This window comes from Nitrosospira lacus (genome assembly GCF_000355765.4).
GTDB lineage: Bacteria > Pseudomonadota > Gammaproteobacteria > Burkholderiales > Nitrosomonadaceae > Nitrosospira > Nitrosospira lacus.
The window spans coordinates 356,618-374,083 of the sequence record NZ_CP021106.3; the positions used below are offsets into that span (position 1 = coordinate 356,618).

The window sequence follows — 17,466 nt, forward strand, 5'->3', positions numbered from 1 at the left end:
CAGCTCAAAACTCCCGATGAATGATGAAATCGGTTAGTTGCCGTAACCGTCCCGCTGTTGCGCCAAAAATCTCCAGTGCCTGATAGGCGTCGCGCCGCAACTCCTCGGCCAGCTCACGCGCCTGGCTGCTTCCGAGGATACTTACGTAGGTGGGCTTGTTGTTTTCGGCATCCTTGCCCGCGGTTTTACCCAAGGTCGCCGTGCTAGCTTCAGCATCAAGCACGTCGTCGACGACCTGGAACGCAAGACCGATACATTTGGCGAAATGATCAAGACTTGTCAGTTGATTCTCATTCAGACTGGTGCCGCAATAGGCGCCGAGCATTACCGCAGCGCGTATAAGCGCCCCGGTTTTATGAATATGCATAAATTCCAGCTCCGGCAGACTCAATGTCTTGCCAACGCTGGCGAGATCAACCGCCTGTCCGCCCGCCATGCCCCGCGAGCCCGCTGCTTGTGCCAGCTGCCTGATCATTTCCAGCTGCATTTGGGGGCTATCCGTCAAGCGATATTCAGCCAGCAATTGGAAGGCCAGGCTTTGCAAGCTGTCGCCCGCCAGCAACGCGGTGGCCTGATCGTATTCTACATGGCAAGTAGGTTTACCCCGCCGCAGCACATCGTCATCCATGCACGGCAGATCGTCATGCACCAGGGAATAAGCATGGATCAACTCCACCGCCGCCGCCGCAATCGTTACACGCTCTTCGTCCGCGTTGTTCAGCTCTCCCGCCGCGAACGCAAGCAGCGGACGTACTCGCTTCCCGCCACCCAGAACGGTATAGCGCATGGCGTCATGCAGACGCTCTGGAGGAACATCTGCGGCGGGAAGTAAGGTCTGCAGGGAAGTTTCTATGCGTACCTGGCGGCTCCTCGCCCAATCCTGGAAATCAGCGATCATCGATACCGGGCGGGGAGAAATTTTTCAGCGTATCAGCCTCAAGGAGACGCACCTGTTGTTGCGCATCGCGCAGCTTGGACTGACAATATTGCAGCAGCTCTGCGCCCCGCTTATGGGCTGAGAGCGAAGCTTCGAGCGGCATTTGTCCTGCCTCCATTTCGACCACGATACTTTCCAATTCCGTCAATGCCACTTCAAAACTTTCTGGCCGCGAAAATTTGACGGGTTTAGCAGGCTTTGTCATGATAAGCACAGTGTCACAGAATAGATGCGTCCGGGAATTTGCAAAAATAACGCAATAAGCAGGGTCAGGTCAATTAAATACATGAAACTTTCTTCAGCAGCGTCTTTTAGTCGAGATTATAGGCGTTTTAGAAAAGATATCACGCTCTTCCGGCTTGACTAGTTGCGTTTCTTCAGCAAATGCCGGGTTTTTTTGCATGGCAATCGTCTTTTTTGAATCCCCTTGAGAAGGAAAGTACCTGATATGTCCAATCTTGTTGATGTTTCCCAACTGGCGCAAGCAACCACCCCGCTGCCCACCGACTGGTATCTCGACCCTCGTATCCTTGATTTGGAAAAACGCCTTCTATTCGATCAGGGGGCAGGCTACGTGGGCCACGAAATTATGCTGCCGAACGTCGGGGACTACTATGTGCTGGAGTGGATGAATAGCGCCAAGGTGCTGGTACGGAACAAGGATGGCATTGAATTATTGTCAAATGTATGTCGCCATCGACAATCACTTTTACTCAGGGGACGCGGCAATACCCGGAATATTGTTTGTCCCGTGCATCGCTGGACTTATGATATGAATGGCACGCTGCTGGGAGCCCCCCAATTTTCCGAGAATCCTTGCCTCAACCTGGACACGACATCCTTACAGAGTTGGAATGGCCTGCTATTCGCGGGCAAACGGGATGTAACACGCGACATGGCTCATCTGGGCGTCCTGAAGAATTTCGATTTTTCCGGCCATGTACTGGAGCGAGTGCTGATCGAGGAATATGCCTGCAATTGGAAGACTTTTATCGAGGTGTATCTGGAAGACTATCACGTCGAATCATATCACCCGGGCTTGAGCAACTTCGTAAACACCGCTGAATTGAAATGGGAGTTCGGCGAGTGGTACAACGTGCAGACGGTCGGGATAAATCATGGACTCACCCGCGCCGGCACGCCGGTTTACGCCAGATGGCATGAACAATTGTTGCTCCAGACCAAGGGGAGGACACCGGCCTACGGAGCAATCTGGATGCTCTACTATCCTAATATCATGCTGGAATGGTATCCTCATGTATTGGTTATCAGCACGTTGTTGCCGACTGGGACCGAGCGTTGCACAAACGTGATCGAATTCTATTATCCCGAGGATATTGCCTTGTTCGAACGCGAGTTTATTGAAGCCGAGCAAGCTGCCTACCACGAAACCGCCGTTGAGGATGATGAAATTTGCAAACTGTTAACCGCCGGCCGCCGCGCACTATATGAGCAGGGTACGAATGAAATCGGGCCCTATCAATCGCCCATGGAAGATGGCATGGCGCACTTTCATGAATTTCTGCGCCGGGAAATTGGATCACACATTTAATTCCGGCTTATTGAATTTATTTATCATAAGTGACTTGACCCATGATTACGATTGAAGAAACCGACAATCTCATAAGCGTTGCCGTTTTCGGTGAATTCACCCTAGCTGATTATAAGGAATTCGAAGAGCAGGTGATCTACAAATCCCGGTCGGGAAGCCGGATGAATCTTCTGTTGGATTGGCGCGACATGCTCGGCTATACCGTCGATGTCGCATGGGAAGACATCAAATTCATCCGCGAGCATGGCAGCGAATTCAATCGGATTGCAATTATCACCAATAATCAATGGCAGGCTTGGGGCGCCTGGGTATCCAATCTTTTCATTGATGCAAGCATCAGGGTATTTAGCGATTACGCCAGCGCGAGGGCATGGGTAGTTGCTTAACATTGTTTGTCTTCGTGCTTAACGAACGGAAGAAAGCCAAGAATGAAAGGGCGTGACAGATATCCACCCGAAATCCTTTAATCCGGGTTCCGGAATCATCACAAAAGTGGTCGATACAATCACGCGTCCAGTCCCTTCTATCCAAATGTGATTTCATGGCAGGTTCTTCATCTGCACAATTTCTGTTGATTATTGATTAATTAACTATGAAGAAAATTTTTGTTGCAAAAAAACGACACATTTCTCCTCCATTCTCCAAAATCTCTTTATATTGATCCCCAACTCGTCCAAAATGGAACCTGTTACTCTTATATGCGACAGGTGGGGGCTCATAAATATCTCAATGTCATTTCAAATACCGAGAAACTGGCGCTTTATCCGTCTTTTAAGGACTATATGAGCAGCAGCCAATATTGCCTTGACAGAGAAATCCGCCATAATATAAGCTCGGAAGTTAATTTTATTAACACTTATGATTGTATTAGTGAGTACTTGTTATCACAGTAATTATTCTAGGTATTGAAGGAAAAGATTAAAATTTCAAATCAAGCCGTGAATAGATTAACAACCACAACCAGTGCGTATCCGACCGGAATCCTTTACATTATAAAAAAATGACTAGTCCCATTAATTTGGAGGGGAAGACCTTGAGTTCAACAATAGCGAAGTTGAACGCTCCGCTAACGCAAGCGTTTAATCCTCAATTGTCAGGCGAGTCGCCGATAGCAATAACTCCAACACCGACTTCCAACACCCAAACTCAGAGATTAGCTGATTTTGAGACATTAACGGCTGCTTTAGAATACGCGGCGTCAGGGAATGCTGGATATAACTTCTACGATGCCAAGGGGAATTTACGCTCGGTCCTTTCCTATCAGGCGCTAAGGCAAAATGCCCGTGTTTTGGCCCGGCGTTTAGCGGGCCTTGGCCTGGTTCATGGTGATCGCGTAGCACTTATTGCCGACACCACCCCCGAATTTGTCGAATTATTTTATGGGTGCCGCTACGCGGGACTGATTCCTTTTGCAATGCCGGTTCCGGTCAACCTTGGCAGCCACACGGTGTATGTTCAGCAGCTCCGGGGAATGCTCGAGGGCGGTCAGGCAAGTGCAGCATTGGCCAATGCAGACTATATAGGCTTTCTTGAAGAGGCTGCCGAGGGATCTCAAGGGTTGAGATGGGTGGGTACACCTGAGCAGCTGGGAGAGCTCCCCGCTCCCGAGATGTCGCTGAAAGCAAATCATCCTGACGAAATCGCCTATCTTCAATTTACCTCAGGCAGCACTCGTATTCCGCGCGGAGTCATCATTACCGAGCGGGCCTTAATGAGCAATCTGCAAGGAATTGTGCGTAATGGCCTGGAGATACGTTCCGGTGATCGCTGTGCGTCATGGCTGCCCTTTTATCATGATATGGGGCTGGTGGGAATGGTCATGGCACCCATGGTGGCGCAAGTTTCGGTCGACTACCTGGCTACCCGTGATTTTGCAATCCGGCCTCTGCAATGGTTGCGCTTGATCAGTCGAAATCGTGCTACCGTCGCATTTAGCCAGCCATTTGGCCTCAAACTTTGCACCCTGCGAGTTCGTGATTCGGATCTGGAAGATCTTGATCTTAGCAGTTGGCGTGCGGCGGGTGTCGGTGCGGAGATGATCCGTCCGGATACCTTGAGAAATTTCGCTGAAAAATTCGCCCCGGCGGGTTTTGACGCACGAGCCTTTCTACCGTGCTACGGACTGGCTGAATCGACGCTAGCCGTTACCTTTTCTCAGGTTGGCCGTGGCTTTCAAAGCTTGCGGGTTGATGCTGGCACGCTGGTAGATAAAAAGATGGCGGTCCGCTTACAAGCGGAAGGCAGAAAATATAGCGAATTTGTAAATTGTGGCCGCCCCTTGCCCGGGCATACCGTCAAGGTTGTGGACGATGCCGGGTTGACTCTGCCTGATTTGAGAGTAGGCAGCGTATTGGTATATGGTAGTAGTATTATGACGGGCTATTTCAATAATCCGGAGGATACTCAAAAGACTCTCCGTCCTGGTAACTGGCTGGATACCGGCGACCTTGGCTTCCTTTTTGAGGGAGACCTGTATGTTACCGGGCGCCGTACGGATGTCATTATTGTCAATGGACGTAATATCCGTGCCCAAGATATCGAAGAGCTTGCCGAACAGCAACCGGAGGTGAGGGCCCGTGAAGCATCCGCCTTTGGTATAACCGATGCCAATGATGTTACGACGATCGTATTGGTTATAGAGTGCCGCTTGACCTCCATAACGGATCGGCAGTCTCTTACCAGCCGGTTGCAACGGCTGGTGTATATGGCATTTGGTGTTAATTGTCTGGTTGAGCTAGTTTCGCCACACACTTTGCCCCGTACCTCATCCGGCAAACTGTCGCGTTTTGCGGCGCGCCAGGGTTTCATACAGCGGACAAATCTGACAGACCAGCTATCTGCCGAGTCCGGGGACAAATAACCGGCATATGTCGGGCTCATGGGTGGCAGTGACCGGAGCCACCGGCTTTATTGGTAGCGTACTTTTAAAATCCCTGATCAAAGAGGGATGGAAGATCAAGGCATTGGCCCGCCACCCTCGTGCCAATGATGAGTTTACGCAATGGATTGAAGGTGATTTAGACAATCTGGATGCATTGCGGAGTCTCGTTGAAAATGTTTCTGCTGTCGTACATTGCGCAGGCCGGGTTCGAGGCAGTTCCCTCGAGGATTTTATCGCCACCAATGTCGAAGGCACGAGCAACCTTGTGCGGGCTTCAATACAGCAGGCCTCGCCGCCTCGCTTTCTTCTTATTTCTTCTCTGGCTGCCAGGCAACCGGAACTTTCTTGGTACGCAACCAGCAAGCGCATGGCTGAGCAGTTAGTGATTGACCATTCACATATCATGCCGTGCGCGGTTTTCCGTCCGACCGCGGTGTATGGCCCGGGTGACAAGGAAATGAGCCCGCTCTTCAGAGTCACACAGCGTGGCATATTACCCATGGTGGGGAAAGCTGCTATGCGCTTTGGCTTATTGCACGTCAATGATTTGGTGGACGCTATTCTCTGCTGGCTCTCGACCCAGGCTCCCGTCAACGGCGTCTATGAACTTGATGACGGACTGCCGGGGGGCTATGACAGCCAAACTGTCGCAGCCATTGCGCAGGATGTCTGGAAACGGCCGGTCCGCTGTCTCTTTTTGCCGGCACCACTCGTTTCGCTGGTCGCTAACATTAACTTGTGGTCGGCACAGATACTGCGTTACTCGCCGATGTTAACCCCCGGGAAAGTTCGAGAACTACAACATCCGGACTGGGTCTGCGATATTACGCCTCTAACCCAGGCGCTTCCAAATTGGCGACCTCGCGTTCGCCTGCGCGATGCCTTACCTCAGGCAATATGATTTTCTATAACAATCAGATCGATTCAGAGTTGAGCCATGTCTAACGATTACAGCGATATCCTTCAGAAACTTTGTCATCATCTTAGGCAGTTTACTGGTCCTGAGGTGGAAATTACGCCGCAGACTGATCTCATTAATCAGCTCGCTATTGATTCTGTCAAATTATTGAACCTGATTATGGAAATCGAGGATGAGTTTGATATTTCCGTGCCGCTGAACGCTCTCGCGGATGTTCAGACGGTTCATGAACTTGTAAATTTGATTCACCAGATAAAATTGGGCAAATAATGAGTTTGCTGGATAAACTGGATGCTGTTGCCGCAGCGAGAAAGGCCTTGCTACCCGAGGGTGTTGATGTTTTTGGCATACCCATAGGACAGATTTATTCTGCGACAGAGGCAAAAATCGGTGATCGCCGCATACTTTTCCTGGGCACGAACAACTATCTCGGACTGACCTTTGCGCCGGAATGCCTGCGAGCGGCGCACGAAGCGCTTGAAAGCGAGGGCACCGGTACCACGGGTTCGCGCATGGCCAGCGGAAGTTATGGCGGGCATCGTGCGCTCGAACGAGAGTTCGCGAATTTTTATAACTGTCTGTCATGCATTGTTTTTACAACGGGTTATCAGGCAAATCTCGCTACCATCTCTGGCCTTGCGGGAGCTGGTGACGTGGTGCTCATTGATGGCGACTCTCATGCAAGCATCTATGACGGATGCCGCTTGAGCGGAGCCGAGATAATCAGGTTTCGTCACAATGATATGACGGACCTGGATAAGCGTCTCCGCCGCCTGGGAGAGCGCTCGCGCTCGACACTGATCATTGTCGAGGGTATTTACAGCATGCTGGGCGACCGGGCGCCGCTGGCAGACATTGTCAGATTAAAAGATGCCTACCACAGCACCCTTCTTCTCGACGAGGCGCATTCTCTCGGAGTTCTGGGCCGGACAGGCCAAGGTTTGGTGGAAGAAACCGGGCTCATTGGCGGAGTCGATTTCATCACGGGTACCTTCAGCAAAAGTCTCGGTGGCATAGGAGGCTACTGCGTAAGTAATCATCCCCAACTCGATCAGTTACGCTATGTCAGCCGACCGTATATATTTACGGCATCACCCTCACCGGCCACCATCGCATCGACGCGGGCAGCACTCAAATTACTGCATGACGGTACCGGACTGCGTGAGCAGCTTTGGAAAAATGCGCACCAGCTTTATTCAAGACTTCAGGAACTTGGCTATCAGCTCGGGCCGGAGCCCAGCCCTATTGTTGCAACCATACTTGATACCCCACAGCAGGCGCTGGCTTTATGGAATGGCCTGCTCGAACATGGTATCTACGTCAACCTGATGCTGCCGCCTGCGGCACCGGATGGCAAATCGTTGGTACGTTGCAGCGTAAGCGCAGCTCATACCAGTGAGCAAATGGATTATGCCGGTCAGGCTTTTGCCGAGCTGCGCGGAACGATTTTTCAATAAAATTCCCGCTTCTTCCGGTTTGTTTCATGATATGACATGCAGAAATCATCCTCTTGTTCCAATCACATAATGGTTCTCATCGCGCTGTATCGATTTTGAATCCGAAGAATAGATAATTATTAAATTCATGAAACGGCATGCGTACTCTTCTTACCTATAGCATGGTTTTTCCTCGGCGCAGCGCCTACGTGCTGGTGGCGCTGCTGGCCGCAGGCATTGCTGAGGGACTCAGTTTGACCGCTCTTCTCCCTCTACTTTCGATCGCGATAGGCGGGACGGGAGACTCGGATATCGGCCGGATTATAGTGGATACCCTGCAGGGGATTGGGATTGAACCCACAATAGGCGTCATGCTATTGATTATCGTCGGTGGCATGCTTATCAAAAGCTTGATACTGCTGTTAGCCAACAGGCAGGTTGGCTATACCGTAGCGCATGTCGCAACCACTCTGCGCCTGGAATTCATCAAGGCGCTGCTTGCCAGCCGCTGGCAATATTATTTGCGCCAACCCATAGGTTCACTTGCCAATTCGGTTGCCACAGAAGCATATCGGGCGGCAAATGGCTTTGAGCATAGCGCCAACGTTCTCGCCCTGGCAATGCAAGTGCTGGTCTATTCAATTGTGGCCTTGTTTATTTCATGGCAGGCAACCCTTACCTCTCTTCTCATCGGCATGATCCTGCTCCTGGCGCTGCACCGCCTGGTACGCGCCACTCGCAGAGCAGGCTCTAAGCAGACGCATTTGATACGTCATCTATTGACTTATCTTTCCGATATTCTCAGCTCGGTAAAATCATTAAAGGCCATGGCGCGGGACAACGTGGCCGATGCCATTCTCCGTGATCAGACCCAGCAACTGGAGAAAGCTACGCGCCGGGAAGTCATGAGCAGAGAAGCTTTATTAGCCTTGCAGGAGCCCATACTTGCCGCCTTGACGGCGAGTGGCTTATATCTGGCGCTCGTAATGTGGGAACTTTCATTACCTGAGGTAATGGTAATGGCCTTTCTGCTGACCCGTATCCTTGGCTTACTCAACAAAACACAACGGCGTTATCAACAACTCACCGCGCAGGAAAGCGCTTATTGGGCGATGCGGGCAGCGACTGAAGAAGCGCAGGCCGCAGCTGAAAGAACTACCGGGACCCTGCAACCCACCCTGCAACAGGGGATCAGCCTTAAGCATATAAGCTTCGATTATGGGGCAAAATCGATATTTCGTGATCTCAACATCGAGATATCCGTGAAATCGTTCACCACCATCACGGGAACGTCAGGGGTGGGAAAAAGCACGCTGCTCGATCTTCTCTGCGGTCTGGCTGAACCCAAGTCGGGGCAAATCCTGATCGATGGCGTATCGCTGCATGAAATTAACTTGCGTCAATGGCGATACATGATAGGTTACGTATCTCAGGAAACCATTCTGCTCCATGACACTATTCTGAACAATATTCTTGTCGGTGCGCCTGATCTGGCTTATGCCGATGCGGAACGGGCACTACGCCAGGCGGGTGCCTGGGATTTCGTCAACGCTCTCCCGGAAGGCTTGCAGACCGTGGTGGGTGAACGCGGAGGACTTCTGTCAGGCGGGCAACGTCAGCGCATAGCAATTGCCAGAGCGCTCGCCCATCAGCCGCTTTTCCTGCTCCTGGATGAGCCAACCAGTGCCCTCGATCCAGATAGTGAACGGATAATTTGTGAAACGCTACAGAGGCTGGCACAGAATTTCACCATCATCGCAGTATCTCATCAGCCTGCGGTGGTCAATGCTGCCAACATCGTCTATGCCCTCTCAAAAGGCAAAGCCGAACGCTTACAACGCTCTCCTGACAGCGATGATCATTCAGAATCGCTGGTAATTTTGAATGTTGTTGCTGACAACACTTAGCATGCTGGGCAAGAAAACTGCATTGGAGACACGCCCGTCCAGGGATGAACCGTCGATGGAACTTGCAACCTCCATCACTCATGATCTTTCGCAACCGTTTTCTATGATCCCGACTCCTGCGGCTGGGCAGGGTGGGAGTATGCGATTTGGGTGCGGGGTATGATTCGGCTAACGAGCATGCATCAATCAGGGCGGATACCTCCACACTGATTGGCAACGAGAAGAAGTGTACTGATTGAGATCGGCAACTGTCTGACCCCAAACACGCTACCGGTTTGGTCAGACAGTAATATCAGGAAGCTTTTACAGTCGGCCGGCGGCGCAGCCAAAAAAAGGCTCCGATACCCGCTACACCCAGCAATAACGCGATCTCCGTCACGCCAAAACCCGAGCCATGTCCGCCGTGACCCCCTCCCCCGCCAACATGTACCGGAATGCGCACCGCCGTGGTCATCTTGCCGGCCTTCTCTGTCTCCAGCAGCACCGCATATTGGCCAAGTTCCTCCAGGTTCACTGTAAATGCAATGCTTCCGGACGGATATTGTTTGGCAGGCACGGACAGGATTTCATGTCCCCCTTCCCCATGTCCTTCCATCACAAGGCGGATTGCAATGGGGATCTCGCGAGACTCGGGATCTGTCAAATCCACCGAAAAATACAGTTCACCTATTTCCGGAACATGATCACAATACGCATGAGTGGGTGGGAGATCGCCTTTCGGTTTTTCATAAGCACTGAAAGCCACGGGAAAGGCTCCCGTTTTGATGGCACAGTCTCCTGAATGATGGCCTTCATGAGCGAGCATCAGTTGCGCATGAACTGGCACCGCTGTCAGTGCCACCAACATTGTGCATGCCAACCCCACCACTCGCTCAAACATTCTATTCATAATATCTCCGGTTTCAAATCCGCAAATTAATCGTATGTCCAGCATTTTAGGTGGACAATATAGTCGCGAATTGTATACCAAACTCACTGCGAATAGGAAGCAGTGTATGGCCGGAAATCCGCAAACGGCCGAGCTTAGCGAAATTTTGCCAATCCGGGCACAAATATGGCAACTGACATTTTTTGGTTATGGCGGTGCGGTGTATCGTTCTTTCGGCCCAGTTGGTTCGGATATCCTTATCGCCGCCGGGATAAAAAGCCTCGTCCGGATGGCCATGCCGAGACGACTTTCCTGCCTTTCCTGTCGCCGCCATTACATGCCAGATGAGGCTGCGGAAATTTTATGATAACTACATTTAGTCAGATCTGATTTCACCTCCGCAAACTCCAGGAAATTCCGTTTCCCTCGAAATCCTTTCGGGCTTTCAATGAACGCTATAAATCCGCCGCCAATATTTATTTGGTCACGAAATGCCATGATATTTGGGGGGAATATTAGCCCATGGAAACGCGCGTCGAGATTCAACTCAGCATGGACAGGTATATGTTAAAGCTGTATAGTTGCCGAGCCTTCGCTCTTTAGGGCATCTCTAAGAATTCGAATATAGTGGCAATGGGTTATTGCTCCTCGATCGCCAAATGAGAATATTTTCCTGCCTGCCGGACCTGCGCGGCGAGAGGTTGTTTGCGCCCCTCGCCCCTTATGGCTGTTGCGGGTCGCTGCGGGCAAGCGCGTTGCCGAGGTTGCTGACTGGGCACGGGGGATGAATCCAGGCGAGTGCGCGCAAGGATCTGGCCGGGAATCGAGTTTTTAGAGATGCTCTTCAGAAAAGGGTGAGATGTTAGCCATAGAATGCCGGGCGGAAAGAAATGGCGCATGGATATGCGCGGTAAATAAACATTTATGGAGGGAAACATGAACAAAGTTGTTCGAGGGGCAATCGGATTCGGATTGCTGTGTATGAGTGCCGGTGCGGCCATGGCGGCGACGGACATTTCCAAATTGCCGGTGGTCACCCAGAACCTGGTGGCCCCGCCTTTTGTGCCCCAGCATGACCAAGTGGCCAAAGGGGGTCCCAAAGTCGTCAAGGTACGCATGGAGACCATAGAAAAGCTGGTGCAGGTCGCACCGGATGGCACCAAGATGTGGGCACTGACTTTCAACGGCACGGTTCCCGGTCCGCTGATCGTCGTGCACCAGGATGACTATGTGGAACTGACACTGGCCAACCCGAAGACCAGCACCATGGCACACAACGTTGACTTCCATGCGGCCACTGGCGCGCTGGGCGGAGCCGGCCTGACGCTGGTGGCGCCGGGCGAAGATGTGGTATTGCGCTTCAAGGCGATCAAGGCCGGGGTATTTGTCTACCACTGCGCCCCGGGTGGCACCATGATTCCGTTCCACGTCATTTCGGGCATGAACGGCGCCATCATGGTATTGCCGCGCGATGGCCTGAAAGACAACAAAGGCAAATCGGTGCGCTATGACCGGGCCTACTACATAGGCGAGCAGGATCTCTATCTGCCCAAGGACAAGGACGGGAAATACAAAGTGTACTCCCAGCCTGCCGAAGGCATGGCTGAAATGCTCGACGTTGCCAAGGGACTCATCCCCACCCATGTCGTCTTCAATGGCGCGGTCGGTGCGTTGACGGGCGACAATGCGCTCAAGGCCAAAGTGGGCGAGAAAGTGTTGTTCATTCACTCCCAGGCCAATCGCGATACCCGGCCTCACCTGATTGGCGGCCATGGCGATCTGGTATGGCAAGGTGGCAAATTCAGCGACCCCCCCGTCACCAATCATGAAACCTGGTTCATTCCGGGGGGTGCCGCAGGTGCTGCGTTGTATGAATTCAGACAACCCGGGCTGTATGTGTACCTCAGCCACAACCTGATCGAGGCGGTGTTGCTGGGTGCTGCGGCGCACATGAATGTCGAGGGCACATGGAACGACGATCTCATGAAGCAGCTCAAGAAGCCGAATGAGAATTCAACCCCGGCGATGGATCACTAAAAAGAATCCATTAGTATCCTGTCCGGCGCGGCTTCAACCTTACGTTGAAGCCGCGTTTTTTATGGAATCGATGGATGCTTAAGTGGAATATGAAATAAAATGAAGCTGGCCGGTAAGCCGGGTTCTGTCGTGGACAATCATTCCTCTAGACGCACGGTTGCCCGTACGTTCAAGCAACCTACCCGCAGGCTCAGCGAGCAGCATCATTACCTGCCTATTTGGTCTTGCTCCGGATGGAGGTTACCGCGTTTCACCGTAACTTAATACGCTCGTCTCTGTGGCCCTATTCCTCGCCTCACGGCGGCCGGCCGTTAACCGGCATCCTGCTCTATGGAGCCCGGACTTTCCTCCCCCTGTCTTTCATGACTGAAAGGCAAGCAGCGATTGTCTAGCCAGCTTCGAGGGAGATAGTATCACCAAACTAATGGCATGAAACAAACTCATCCCCTTACGAACCTATTTTTATGCGCTATTCCTGTGGATGTATTGTGTGAACGTGTTCCTTCACAAGCCGCCCTCCGCTCTGACAGGATTCATTCAGAACTCCTCCTCGATCTTCCACGACTCCAGATCGAGGAGCAATGTGGTCCATACTCCCATTGGCTCCTGCGAGACAAAAAAGCAAGCGAAAACCCCCCAACCAGATATTCAGGTTATGATTTCAAATTCCAGAAAGCCGGTGAACCTAATGAATCGTTGCGTACTGCTTATTTCCACGCTGCTTCTTCTCTTATCCGGATGCGCGGCGCTCAGGCTGCATGAACCCCTTCGCATCTCCGTAGCCGGAATCGAGCCACTGGAAGGGAGAGGTATGGAAGCGCGCTTCGCGGTACATCTCAGAATTCAGAATCATGATGACTCCTCTCTTACCTACGATGGCATCGCACTCGATCTTGATTTGCGCGGGATGAGCTTCGCGAGCGGGGTAAGCGATCAGCAGGGCACGATACCCCGTTTTGGGGAGACGGTAATCACGGTGCCGGTCACCGTCCCCGCGACGACCATCATCCGTCATGTCTTCGGGTTTGCCACCGGTGATCGTACCAAAGTCGACTACCGGCTGCGCGGTCACCTTGGTGGACGGGGATTTGCCATCGGGCGATACTTCGACTCAAAAGGAGAAGTTATGCTGCCAACCATGCCACCAGAGCAGGTGAACTGACGTCAGTTCCTGGCAAGGGCGCACAGGAAGGTTATCCCGCGAGATACGGGTGCCACGAAATACGGTCGGATATTCCCTATACCGCCGATCCCGCCCGACGGCCGCATGACGTTAGATTTGAAACGGTCCTGGTACCGAAATCCGCCTTTCCCGGATCAAGCAACCCCGTATTGTGCACGGTAGCTTTCTATCGCGCGTAGATTGAGTCCCAGATTCCTGTCCCGCAGATAATTCGCAATATCGTCCAGATTAATGATGCTGGCGACCTGAATTCCATATGCATGATGAACCTCCTGCGTAGCGGAAAGCTCCCCATTACCGCGCTCCATCCGGTCAAGCGCAATAATGACCCCACAAGGGATGGCGCCCGAAGTGCAAATATGGCCGACAGACTCACGAACTGAAACACCGGCGGAAATGACATCATCCACAATCAGCACACGCCCGGCTAGGGGTGCGCCAACGAGGTTCCCCCCTTCGCCATGGTCTTTCACTTCCTTGCGATTGAAACAGAAAGGATAGTTGTGTCCGCTTTCGGCCAGTGCAATAACGATAGCGCTAACCAGCGGAATACCCTTGTAGGCGGGACCAAATAGCATGTCGAACGGAAGCTGCGCACCAAGAATGGCTTTGGCGTAAAATTGCCCCAGTTTTCTGAGGGAGTCGCCATCGTTGAATAACCCGGCATTGAAAAAATACGGCGACATTCGCCCCGCCTTGGTTTTAAATTCGCCGAAGCACAGTACATTACGGCTAATGGCAAACTCAATGAATTCCTGACGAAAATCGGACATCGCTATATGACAAACTGGAAAAATAGACGTGAGAATTATAACGCTTAACCTGAATGGCGTGCGCTCCGCCGCAAACAAGGGATTCTTTCGGTGGCTGCCAATGCAGCAGGCGAATATCGTATGTGTGCAGGAACTGAAAGCTCATTTAATCGACATTACCGGAGAAATGGCTTCTCCTGATGGCTACCATGGTTATTTCCACTGCGCGGAAAAGAAAGGATACAGCGGAGTAGGTATTTACAGCCGGCACAAGCCCGACAATATTATTGAGGGTCTTGGTATTACGGAAATTGATGCGGAGGGACGTTTTCTACGCGCGGACTTTGGGCCATTGACCGTGATATCAATCTACTTTCCTTCCGGCTCCAGTGGCGAACACCGGCAAGCTGCCAAATTCTTCTTTCTTGAGCGATTTCTCCCCATGCTCAGAGAACTCGCGGGTTGTGGCAGGGAGATCATATTGTGCGGTGACTGGAATATCGCCCACAAAGAAATCGACCTGAAGAACTGGCGCTCCAATCAAAAAAACTCCGGCTTTCTGCCCGAAGAGCGTGCCTGGCTGAGCGGAGTTTTCGATGAGCTTGAATTTGTCGATGTATTCCGGCAAATTAACGTGGAACCCGAGCAATATACATGGTGGTCCAATCGCGGGCAAGCCTGGGCCAAGAATGTGGGCTGGCGCATTGACTATCAGATCGCCACACCGGAGATCGCGGCCAAGGCGACCGAAGTTTCGATTTACAAAGCGGAGCGTTTCTCGGATCATTCACCGCTTACCATCGACTATGACTATAGCATATTATCCGAATCCGGTAATTGATCACTCCTATTGCGCTATAACCGCCCCCCCCAATGCCGGATCCCGACCGCTTGAGCCACACCTGGCCGCCACCTTCATGGTGAGTTCTGTACAACTGCCGGATCCAGGATAATGTCCGCCGCCTTATCTGGCTGGCTGCATGCTTTCCGCATTTATACCCACCCCCGGGTATTGGGGATGCTGTCGCTGGGTTTCTCTGCCGGGTTGCCACTGCTGTTGGTACTGGGCACCCTATCATTCTGGTTGCGGGAAGCAGGCATCGAACGCTCCACTATCGGCCACCTGAGCTGGATCGGTTTGGCTTATGGCTTTAAATGGCTGTGGTCACCGCTGGTGGATCGTTTGTCATTGCCGTTATTAACCCGGCTTCTGGGTCGGCGGCGTGCGTGGCTGTTGCTGTCGCAAATCGTTATCGCCATCGCACTAGCCGGTATGGCGAGTACCGACCCGATCGAGAACTTGACGTATATGGTTTTCTTTGCACTTGCTGTCGCTTTCGCTTCCGCCACCCAGGATATCGCGCTCGATGCCTATCGAATCGAAGCCGTAGCGCCAAGACTCCAGGGTGCCATGGCCGCCACTTATCAGGCAGGCTATCGTGTAGCCATGATCATGGCTTCCGCAGGCGTATTGTGGATAGCCGCAGCGGTAGACCCTTCGGAAGCCGCCTATGACTATGCGCCCTGGCGCACTGCCTACCTCGCGATGGCTGCATGCATGGCCGTGGGCATTATTACCACGCTTATCATCCGCGAGCCGGAAGTTCCTGTCACTCATCTCATCGCAGAAAATGAAGGTCACGCCCGGGAGGTCATCGCTCACTGGAATCTGAACGCGCGACTCGCGCAAATGCTCGCCTGGCTGTATGGAGCAATGATTGCGCCCTTCCGGGATTTTATTGTGCGTCATGGCCGGCAGGCATTGGTGATTCTGGCATTGATCGCGCTTTATCGCATCTCGGATGTCGTGATGGGTGTAATGAGCAATCCTTTTTATGTGGATATGGGCTATACCAAAGATGAGGTGGCAATGATCTCCAAAGTGTATGGCGTCATCATGACGATCACAGGCGCGGTCCTAGGCGGGGTGCTCACGGCAAAAATCGGTGTCATGCGTACGCTGTTTCTGGGAGCGGTATTATCGGCGGCAACCAATTTGCTGTTTGTCTGGCTGAGCGGCCGCGGACACGACCTGACCGGGCTTATATTCACCATCTCCGCCGATAATCTGTCTGCCGGCATCGCTTCTTCCGCTTTTATAGCCTATCTTTCCGGCCTGACTAATTCCGCCTACTCCGCCACGCAGTATGCACTGTTCAGTTCGGTAATGCTGTTGTTGCCAAAATTCATTGCCGGATTCAGCGGTGTATTCGTCGACGCTTACGGTTACGCCAGTTTTTTTACGGGCACGGCGTTGCTCGGCCTCCCGGTATTGGTATTAGTATGGTTAGCGGGGCAGGCAAAATTCAAGACTGAGGATTCTCCGCCGCATGTCAAGTGACGCTGATGACTACTTTTGTTGTTCAAATCGATAAAACGCCAGTGTTCCCAGTAAATTGGGCAGAAATGTAATTTGATGATCTCCGCTCATTACCCTGCGCTCGAGAATATGCGCACCGTGCTGGCTGCAGAACTCTTCAAAATCACCCAGTGTACAGTTGTGAATGTTGGGTGTATCGAACCACTGGTAGGGTAGTGTTTCCGATACGGGCATATGACCGGACATGACCTGTAGCCGGTTTTTCCAGTAACCAAAGTTCGGGAACGATACGATCCCCTCTTGGCTTACCCGCAGCATTTCCTTAACGATTCCCTCGGTGTGTTTTACCGCCTGCAACGTTTGTGAGAGAACCACGTAATCGAACGATCTCGATTCAAAACTTAGCAATCCCGATTCCAGATCGCTCTGGATTACATTGACTCCATTATTGAAACAAGCCAGGACATTGTCGTCATCTATCTCCACGCCATAGCCGCGGATGTTGCGCATATCGCGCAGGAAACACAGCAACGAACCGTCGCCACAGCCTAAATCGAGTACCTTGGCGCCTGGTTTCACCCATGCGGCAATAGCGGCGAAATCGGGCCTAATGGCGGTGGATGGGATAGTAGGGCTGGTCACGTCTTCGGTATTTGCAGGATTTGTTCATTCTG

General features: G+C 52.1%; 17 protein-coding genes and 1 other RNA gene. 12 read left to right on the plus strand and 6 right to left on the minus strand.

Going from position 1 to position 17,466, the window contains the following annotated elements; genetic code table 11:
• Positions 1-4: 4 nt before the first annotated feature.
• Positions 5-898 carry a polyprenyl synthetase family protein gene (locus EBAPG3_RS01540; RefSeq protein ID WP_085921882.1) on the minus strand — a complete coding sequence of 298 codons (894 nt, stop codon included), beginning with the start codon at positions 896-898 and terminating at the stop codon, positions 5-7.
• The gene (locus tag EBAPG3_RS01545) at positions 888-1,142 is read right to left on the minus strand and encodes an exodeoxyribonuclease VII small subunit (protein WP_085921883.1); all 255 of its coding nucleotides are present in this window, start codon (positions 1,140-1,142) and stop codon (positions 888-890) included. The genes EBAPG3_RS01540 and EBAPG3_RS01545 overlap by 11 nt, the downstream gene beginning before the upstream one ends.
• A gap of 243 nt (positions 1,143-1,385) precedes the next feature.
• On the opposite strand from EBAPG3_RS01545, the gene EBAPG3_RS01550 reads away from it, so the two are divergent.
• From EBAPG3_RS01550 to EBAPG3_RS01580, 7 genes are all read left to right on the plus strand, one after another.
• Positions 1,386-2,489: an aromatic ring-hydroxylating oxygenase subunit alpha gene (locus EBAPG3_RS01550; protein ID WP_085921884.1), complete on the plus strand. Its 1,104-nt coding sequence runs from the start codon at positions 1,386-1,388 to the stop codon at positions 2,487-2,489.
• Positions 2,490-2,530: 41 nt separating this feature from the next.
• On the plus strand, positions 2,531-2,875 hold the full coding sequence (locus tag EBAPG3_RS01555; protein ID WP_085921885.1) for a SpoIIAA family protein: 345 nt from the start codon (positions 2,531-2,533) through the stop codon (positions 2,873-2,875).
• Between the two features lie 614 nt (positions 2,876-3,489).
• Entirely contained in the window at positions 3,490-5,349 is a 1,860-nt protein-coding gene (locus EBAPG3_RS01560; protein ID WP_227869255.1) for a fatty acyl-AMP ligase, read from the plus strand.
• Positions 5,350-5,377: 28 nt separating this feature from the next.
• The gene (locus EBAPG3_RS01565) at positions 5,378-6,271 is read left to right on the plus strand and encodes an NAD-dependent epimerase/dehydratase family protein (RefSeq protein ID WP_237089679.1); all 894 of its coding nucleotides are present in this window, start codon (positions 5,378-5,380) and stop codon (positions 6,269-6,271) included.
• Between the two features lie 36 nt (positions 6,272-6,307).
• Complete coding sequence (locus EBAPG3_RS01570; RefSeq protein WP_085921887.1) at positions 6,308-6,559, plus strand: acyl carrier protein; 252 nt, start codon at positions 6,308-6,310, stop codon at positions 6,557-6,559.
• The gene (spt, locus tag EBAPG3_RS01575; protein ID WP_085921888.1) at positions 6,559-7,746 is read left to right on the plus strand and encodes a serine palmitoyltransferase; all 1,188 of its coding nucleotides are present in this window, start codon (positions 6,559-6,561) and stop codon (positions 7,744-7,746) included. Before EBAPG3_RS01570 ends, spt begins: the two co-directional genes overlap by 1 nt.
• A 137-nt stretch (positions 7,747-7,883) precedes the next feature.
• Complete coding sequence (locus tag EBAPG3_RS01580) at positions 7,884-9,632, plus strand: ABC transporter ATP-binding protein (protein ID WP_085921889.1); 1,749 nt, start codon at positions 7,884-7,886, stop codon at positions 9,630-9,632.
• 292 nt (positions 9,633-9,924) lie between these two features.
• Here EBAPG3_RS01580 and EBAPG3_RS01585 read toward each other — a convergent pair whose 3' ends face one another.
• A complete protein-coding gene (locus tag EBAPG3_RS01585; RefSeq protein WP_085921890.1) occupies positions 9,925-10,521 on the minus strand; it encodes a hypothetical protein in 597 nt (198 codons plus the stop codon).
• A 106-nt stretch (positions 10,522-10,627) separates the two neighbouring features.
• Here EBAPG3_RS01585 and EBAPG3_RS01590 point away from each other — a divergent pair, with 106 nt between their 5' ends.
• Both EBAPG3_RS01590 and nirK read left to right on the plus strand, forming a co-directional pair.
• Positions 10,628-10,867, plus strand: coding sequence for a hypothetical protein (locus EBAPG3_RS01590; protein WP_085921891.1), 240 nt, complete (start codon positions 10,628-10,630; stop codon positions 10,865-10,867).
• A gap of 569 nt (positions 10,868-11,436) precedes the next feature.
• The gene (gene nirK, locus EBAPG3_RS01595; RefSeq protein ID WP_040851618.1) at positions 11,437-12,537 is read left to right on the plus strand and encodes a copper-containing nitrite reductase; all 1,101 of its coding nucleotides are present in this window, start codon (positions 11,437-11,439) and stop codon (positions 12,535-12,537) included.
• Between the two features lie 97 nt (positions 12,538-12,634).
• On the opposite strand, the gene rnpB is transcribed toward nirK, so the two are convergent.
• Positions 12,635-12,937, minus strand: an RNA gene (gene rnpB / locus EBAPG3_RS01600) — RNase P RNA component class A.
• Between the two features lie 288 nt (positions 12,938-13,225).
• Here rnpB and EBAPG3_RS01605 point away from each other — a divergent pair.
• Positions 13,226-13,699, plus strand: coding sequence for an LEA/WHy family protein (locus tag EBAPG3_RS01605; protein WP_004175145.1), 474 nt, complete (start codon positions 13,226-13,228; stop codon positions 13,697-13,699).
• 155 nt (positions 13,700-13,854) lie between these two features.
• Here the strand turns inward: EBAPG3_RS01605 and pyrE are convergent, their stop codons facing one another.
• Complete coding sequence (gene pyrE / locus EBAPG3_RS01610; RefSeq protein ID WP_004175144.1) at positions 13,855-14,493, minus strand: orotate phosphoribosyltransferase; 639 nt, start codon at positions 14,491-14,493, stop codon at positions 13,855-13,857.
• Positions 14,494-14,521: 28 nt separating this feature from the next.
• Between pyrE and EBAPG3_RS01615 the strand changes: the two genes are divergently transcribed.
• Together EBAPG3_RS01615 and EBAPG3_RS01620 are read left to right on the plus strand one after the other, a co-directional pair.
• Entirely contained in the window at positions 14,522-15,313 is a 792-nt protein-coding gene (locus EBAPG3_RS01615; protein WP_004175143.1) for an exodeoxyribonuclease III, read from the plus strand.
• Positions 15,314-15,424: 111 nt separating this feature from the next.
• On the plus strand, positions 15,425-16,813 hold the full coding sequence (locus EBAPG3_RS01620; RefSeq protein WP_004175142.1) for an AmpG family muropeptide MFS transporter: 1,389 nt from the start codon (positions 15,425-15,427) through the stop codon (positions 16,811-16,813).
• Between the two features lie 9 nt (positions 16,814-16,822).
• Here the strand turns inward: EBAPG3_RS01620 and metW are convergent, their stop codons facing one another.
• Positions 16,823-17,434 carry a methionine biosynthesis protein MetW gene (gene metW, locus EBAPG3_RS01625; RefSeq protein WP_004175141.1) on the minus strand — a complete coding sequence of 204 codons (612 nt, stop codon included), beginning with the start codon at positions 17,432-17,434 and terminating at the stop codon, positions 16,823-16,825.
• Positions 17,435-17,466: the final 32 nt, after the last annotated feature.

Bases quoted from the DNA above. Each gene is read 5' to 3' on its own strand.
- EBAPG3_RS01540 (WP_085921882.1), bottom strand. From the start codon at position 898: ATGATCGCTGATTTCCAGGATTGGGCGAGGAGCCGCCAGGTACGCATA.
- EBAPG3_RS01545 (WP_085921883.1), bottom strand. From the start codon at position 1,142: ATGACAAAGCCTGCTAAACCCGTCAAATTTTCGCGGCCAGAAAGTTTT.
- EBAPG3_RS01550 (WP_085921884.1), top strand. From the start codon at position 1,386: ATGTCCAATCTTGTTGATGTTTCCCAACTGGCGCAAGCAACCACCCCG.
- EBAPG3_RS01555 (WP_085921885.1), top strand. From the start codon at position 2,531: ATGATTACGATTGAAGAAACCGACAATCTCATAAGCGTTGCCGTTTTC.
- EBAPG3_RS01560 (WP_227869255.1), top strand. From the start codon at position 3,490: ATGACTAGTCCCATTAATTTGGAGGGGAAGACCTTGAGTTCAACAATA.
- EBAPG3_RS01570 (WP_085921887.1), top strand. From the start codon at position 6,308: ATGTCTAACGATTACAGCGATATCCTTCAGAAACTTTGTCATCATCTT.
- spt (WP_085921888.1), top strand. From the start codon at position 6,559: ATGAGTTTGCTGGATAAACTGGATGCTGTTGCCGCAGCGAGAAAGGCC.
- EBAPG3_RS01580 (WP_085921889.1), top strand. From the start codon at position 7,884: ATGCGTACTCTTCTTACCTATAGCATGGTTTTTCCTCGGCGCAGCGCC.
- EBAPG3_RS01585 (WP_085921890.1), bottom strand. From the start codon at position 10,521: ATGAATAGAATGTTTGAGCGAGTGGTGGGGTTGGCATGCACAATGTTG.
- EBAPG3_RS01590 (WP_085921891.1), top strand. From the start codon at position 10,628: ATGGCCGGAAATCCGCAAACGGCCGAGCTTAGCGAAATTTTGCCAATC.
- nirK (WP_040851618.1), top strand. From the start codon at position 11,437: ATGAACAAAGTTGTTCGAGGGGCAATCGGATTCGGATTGCTGTGTATG.
- EBAPG3_RS01605 (WP_004175145.1), top strand. From the start codon at position 13,226: ATGAATCGTTGCGTACTGCTTATTTCCACGCTGCTTCTTCTCTTATCC.
- pyrE (WP_004175144.1), bottom strand. From the start codon at position 14,493: ATGTCCGATTTTCGTCAGGAATTCATTGAGTTTGCCATTAGCCGTAAT.
- EBAPG3_RS01620 (WP_004175142.1), top strand. From the start codon at position 15,425: ATGTCCGCCGCCTTATCTGGCTGGCTGCATGCTTTCCGCATTTATACC.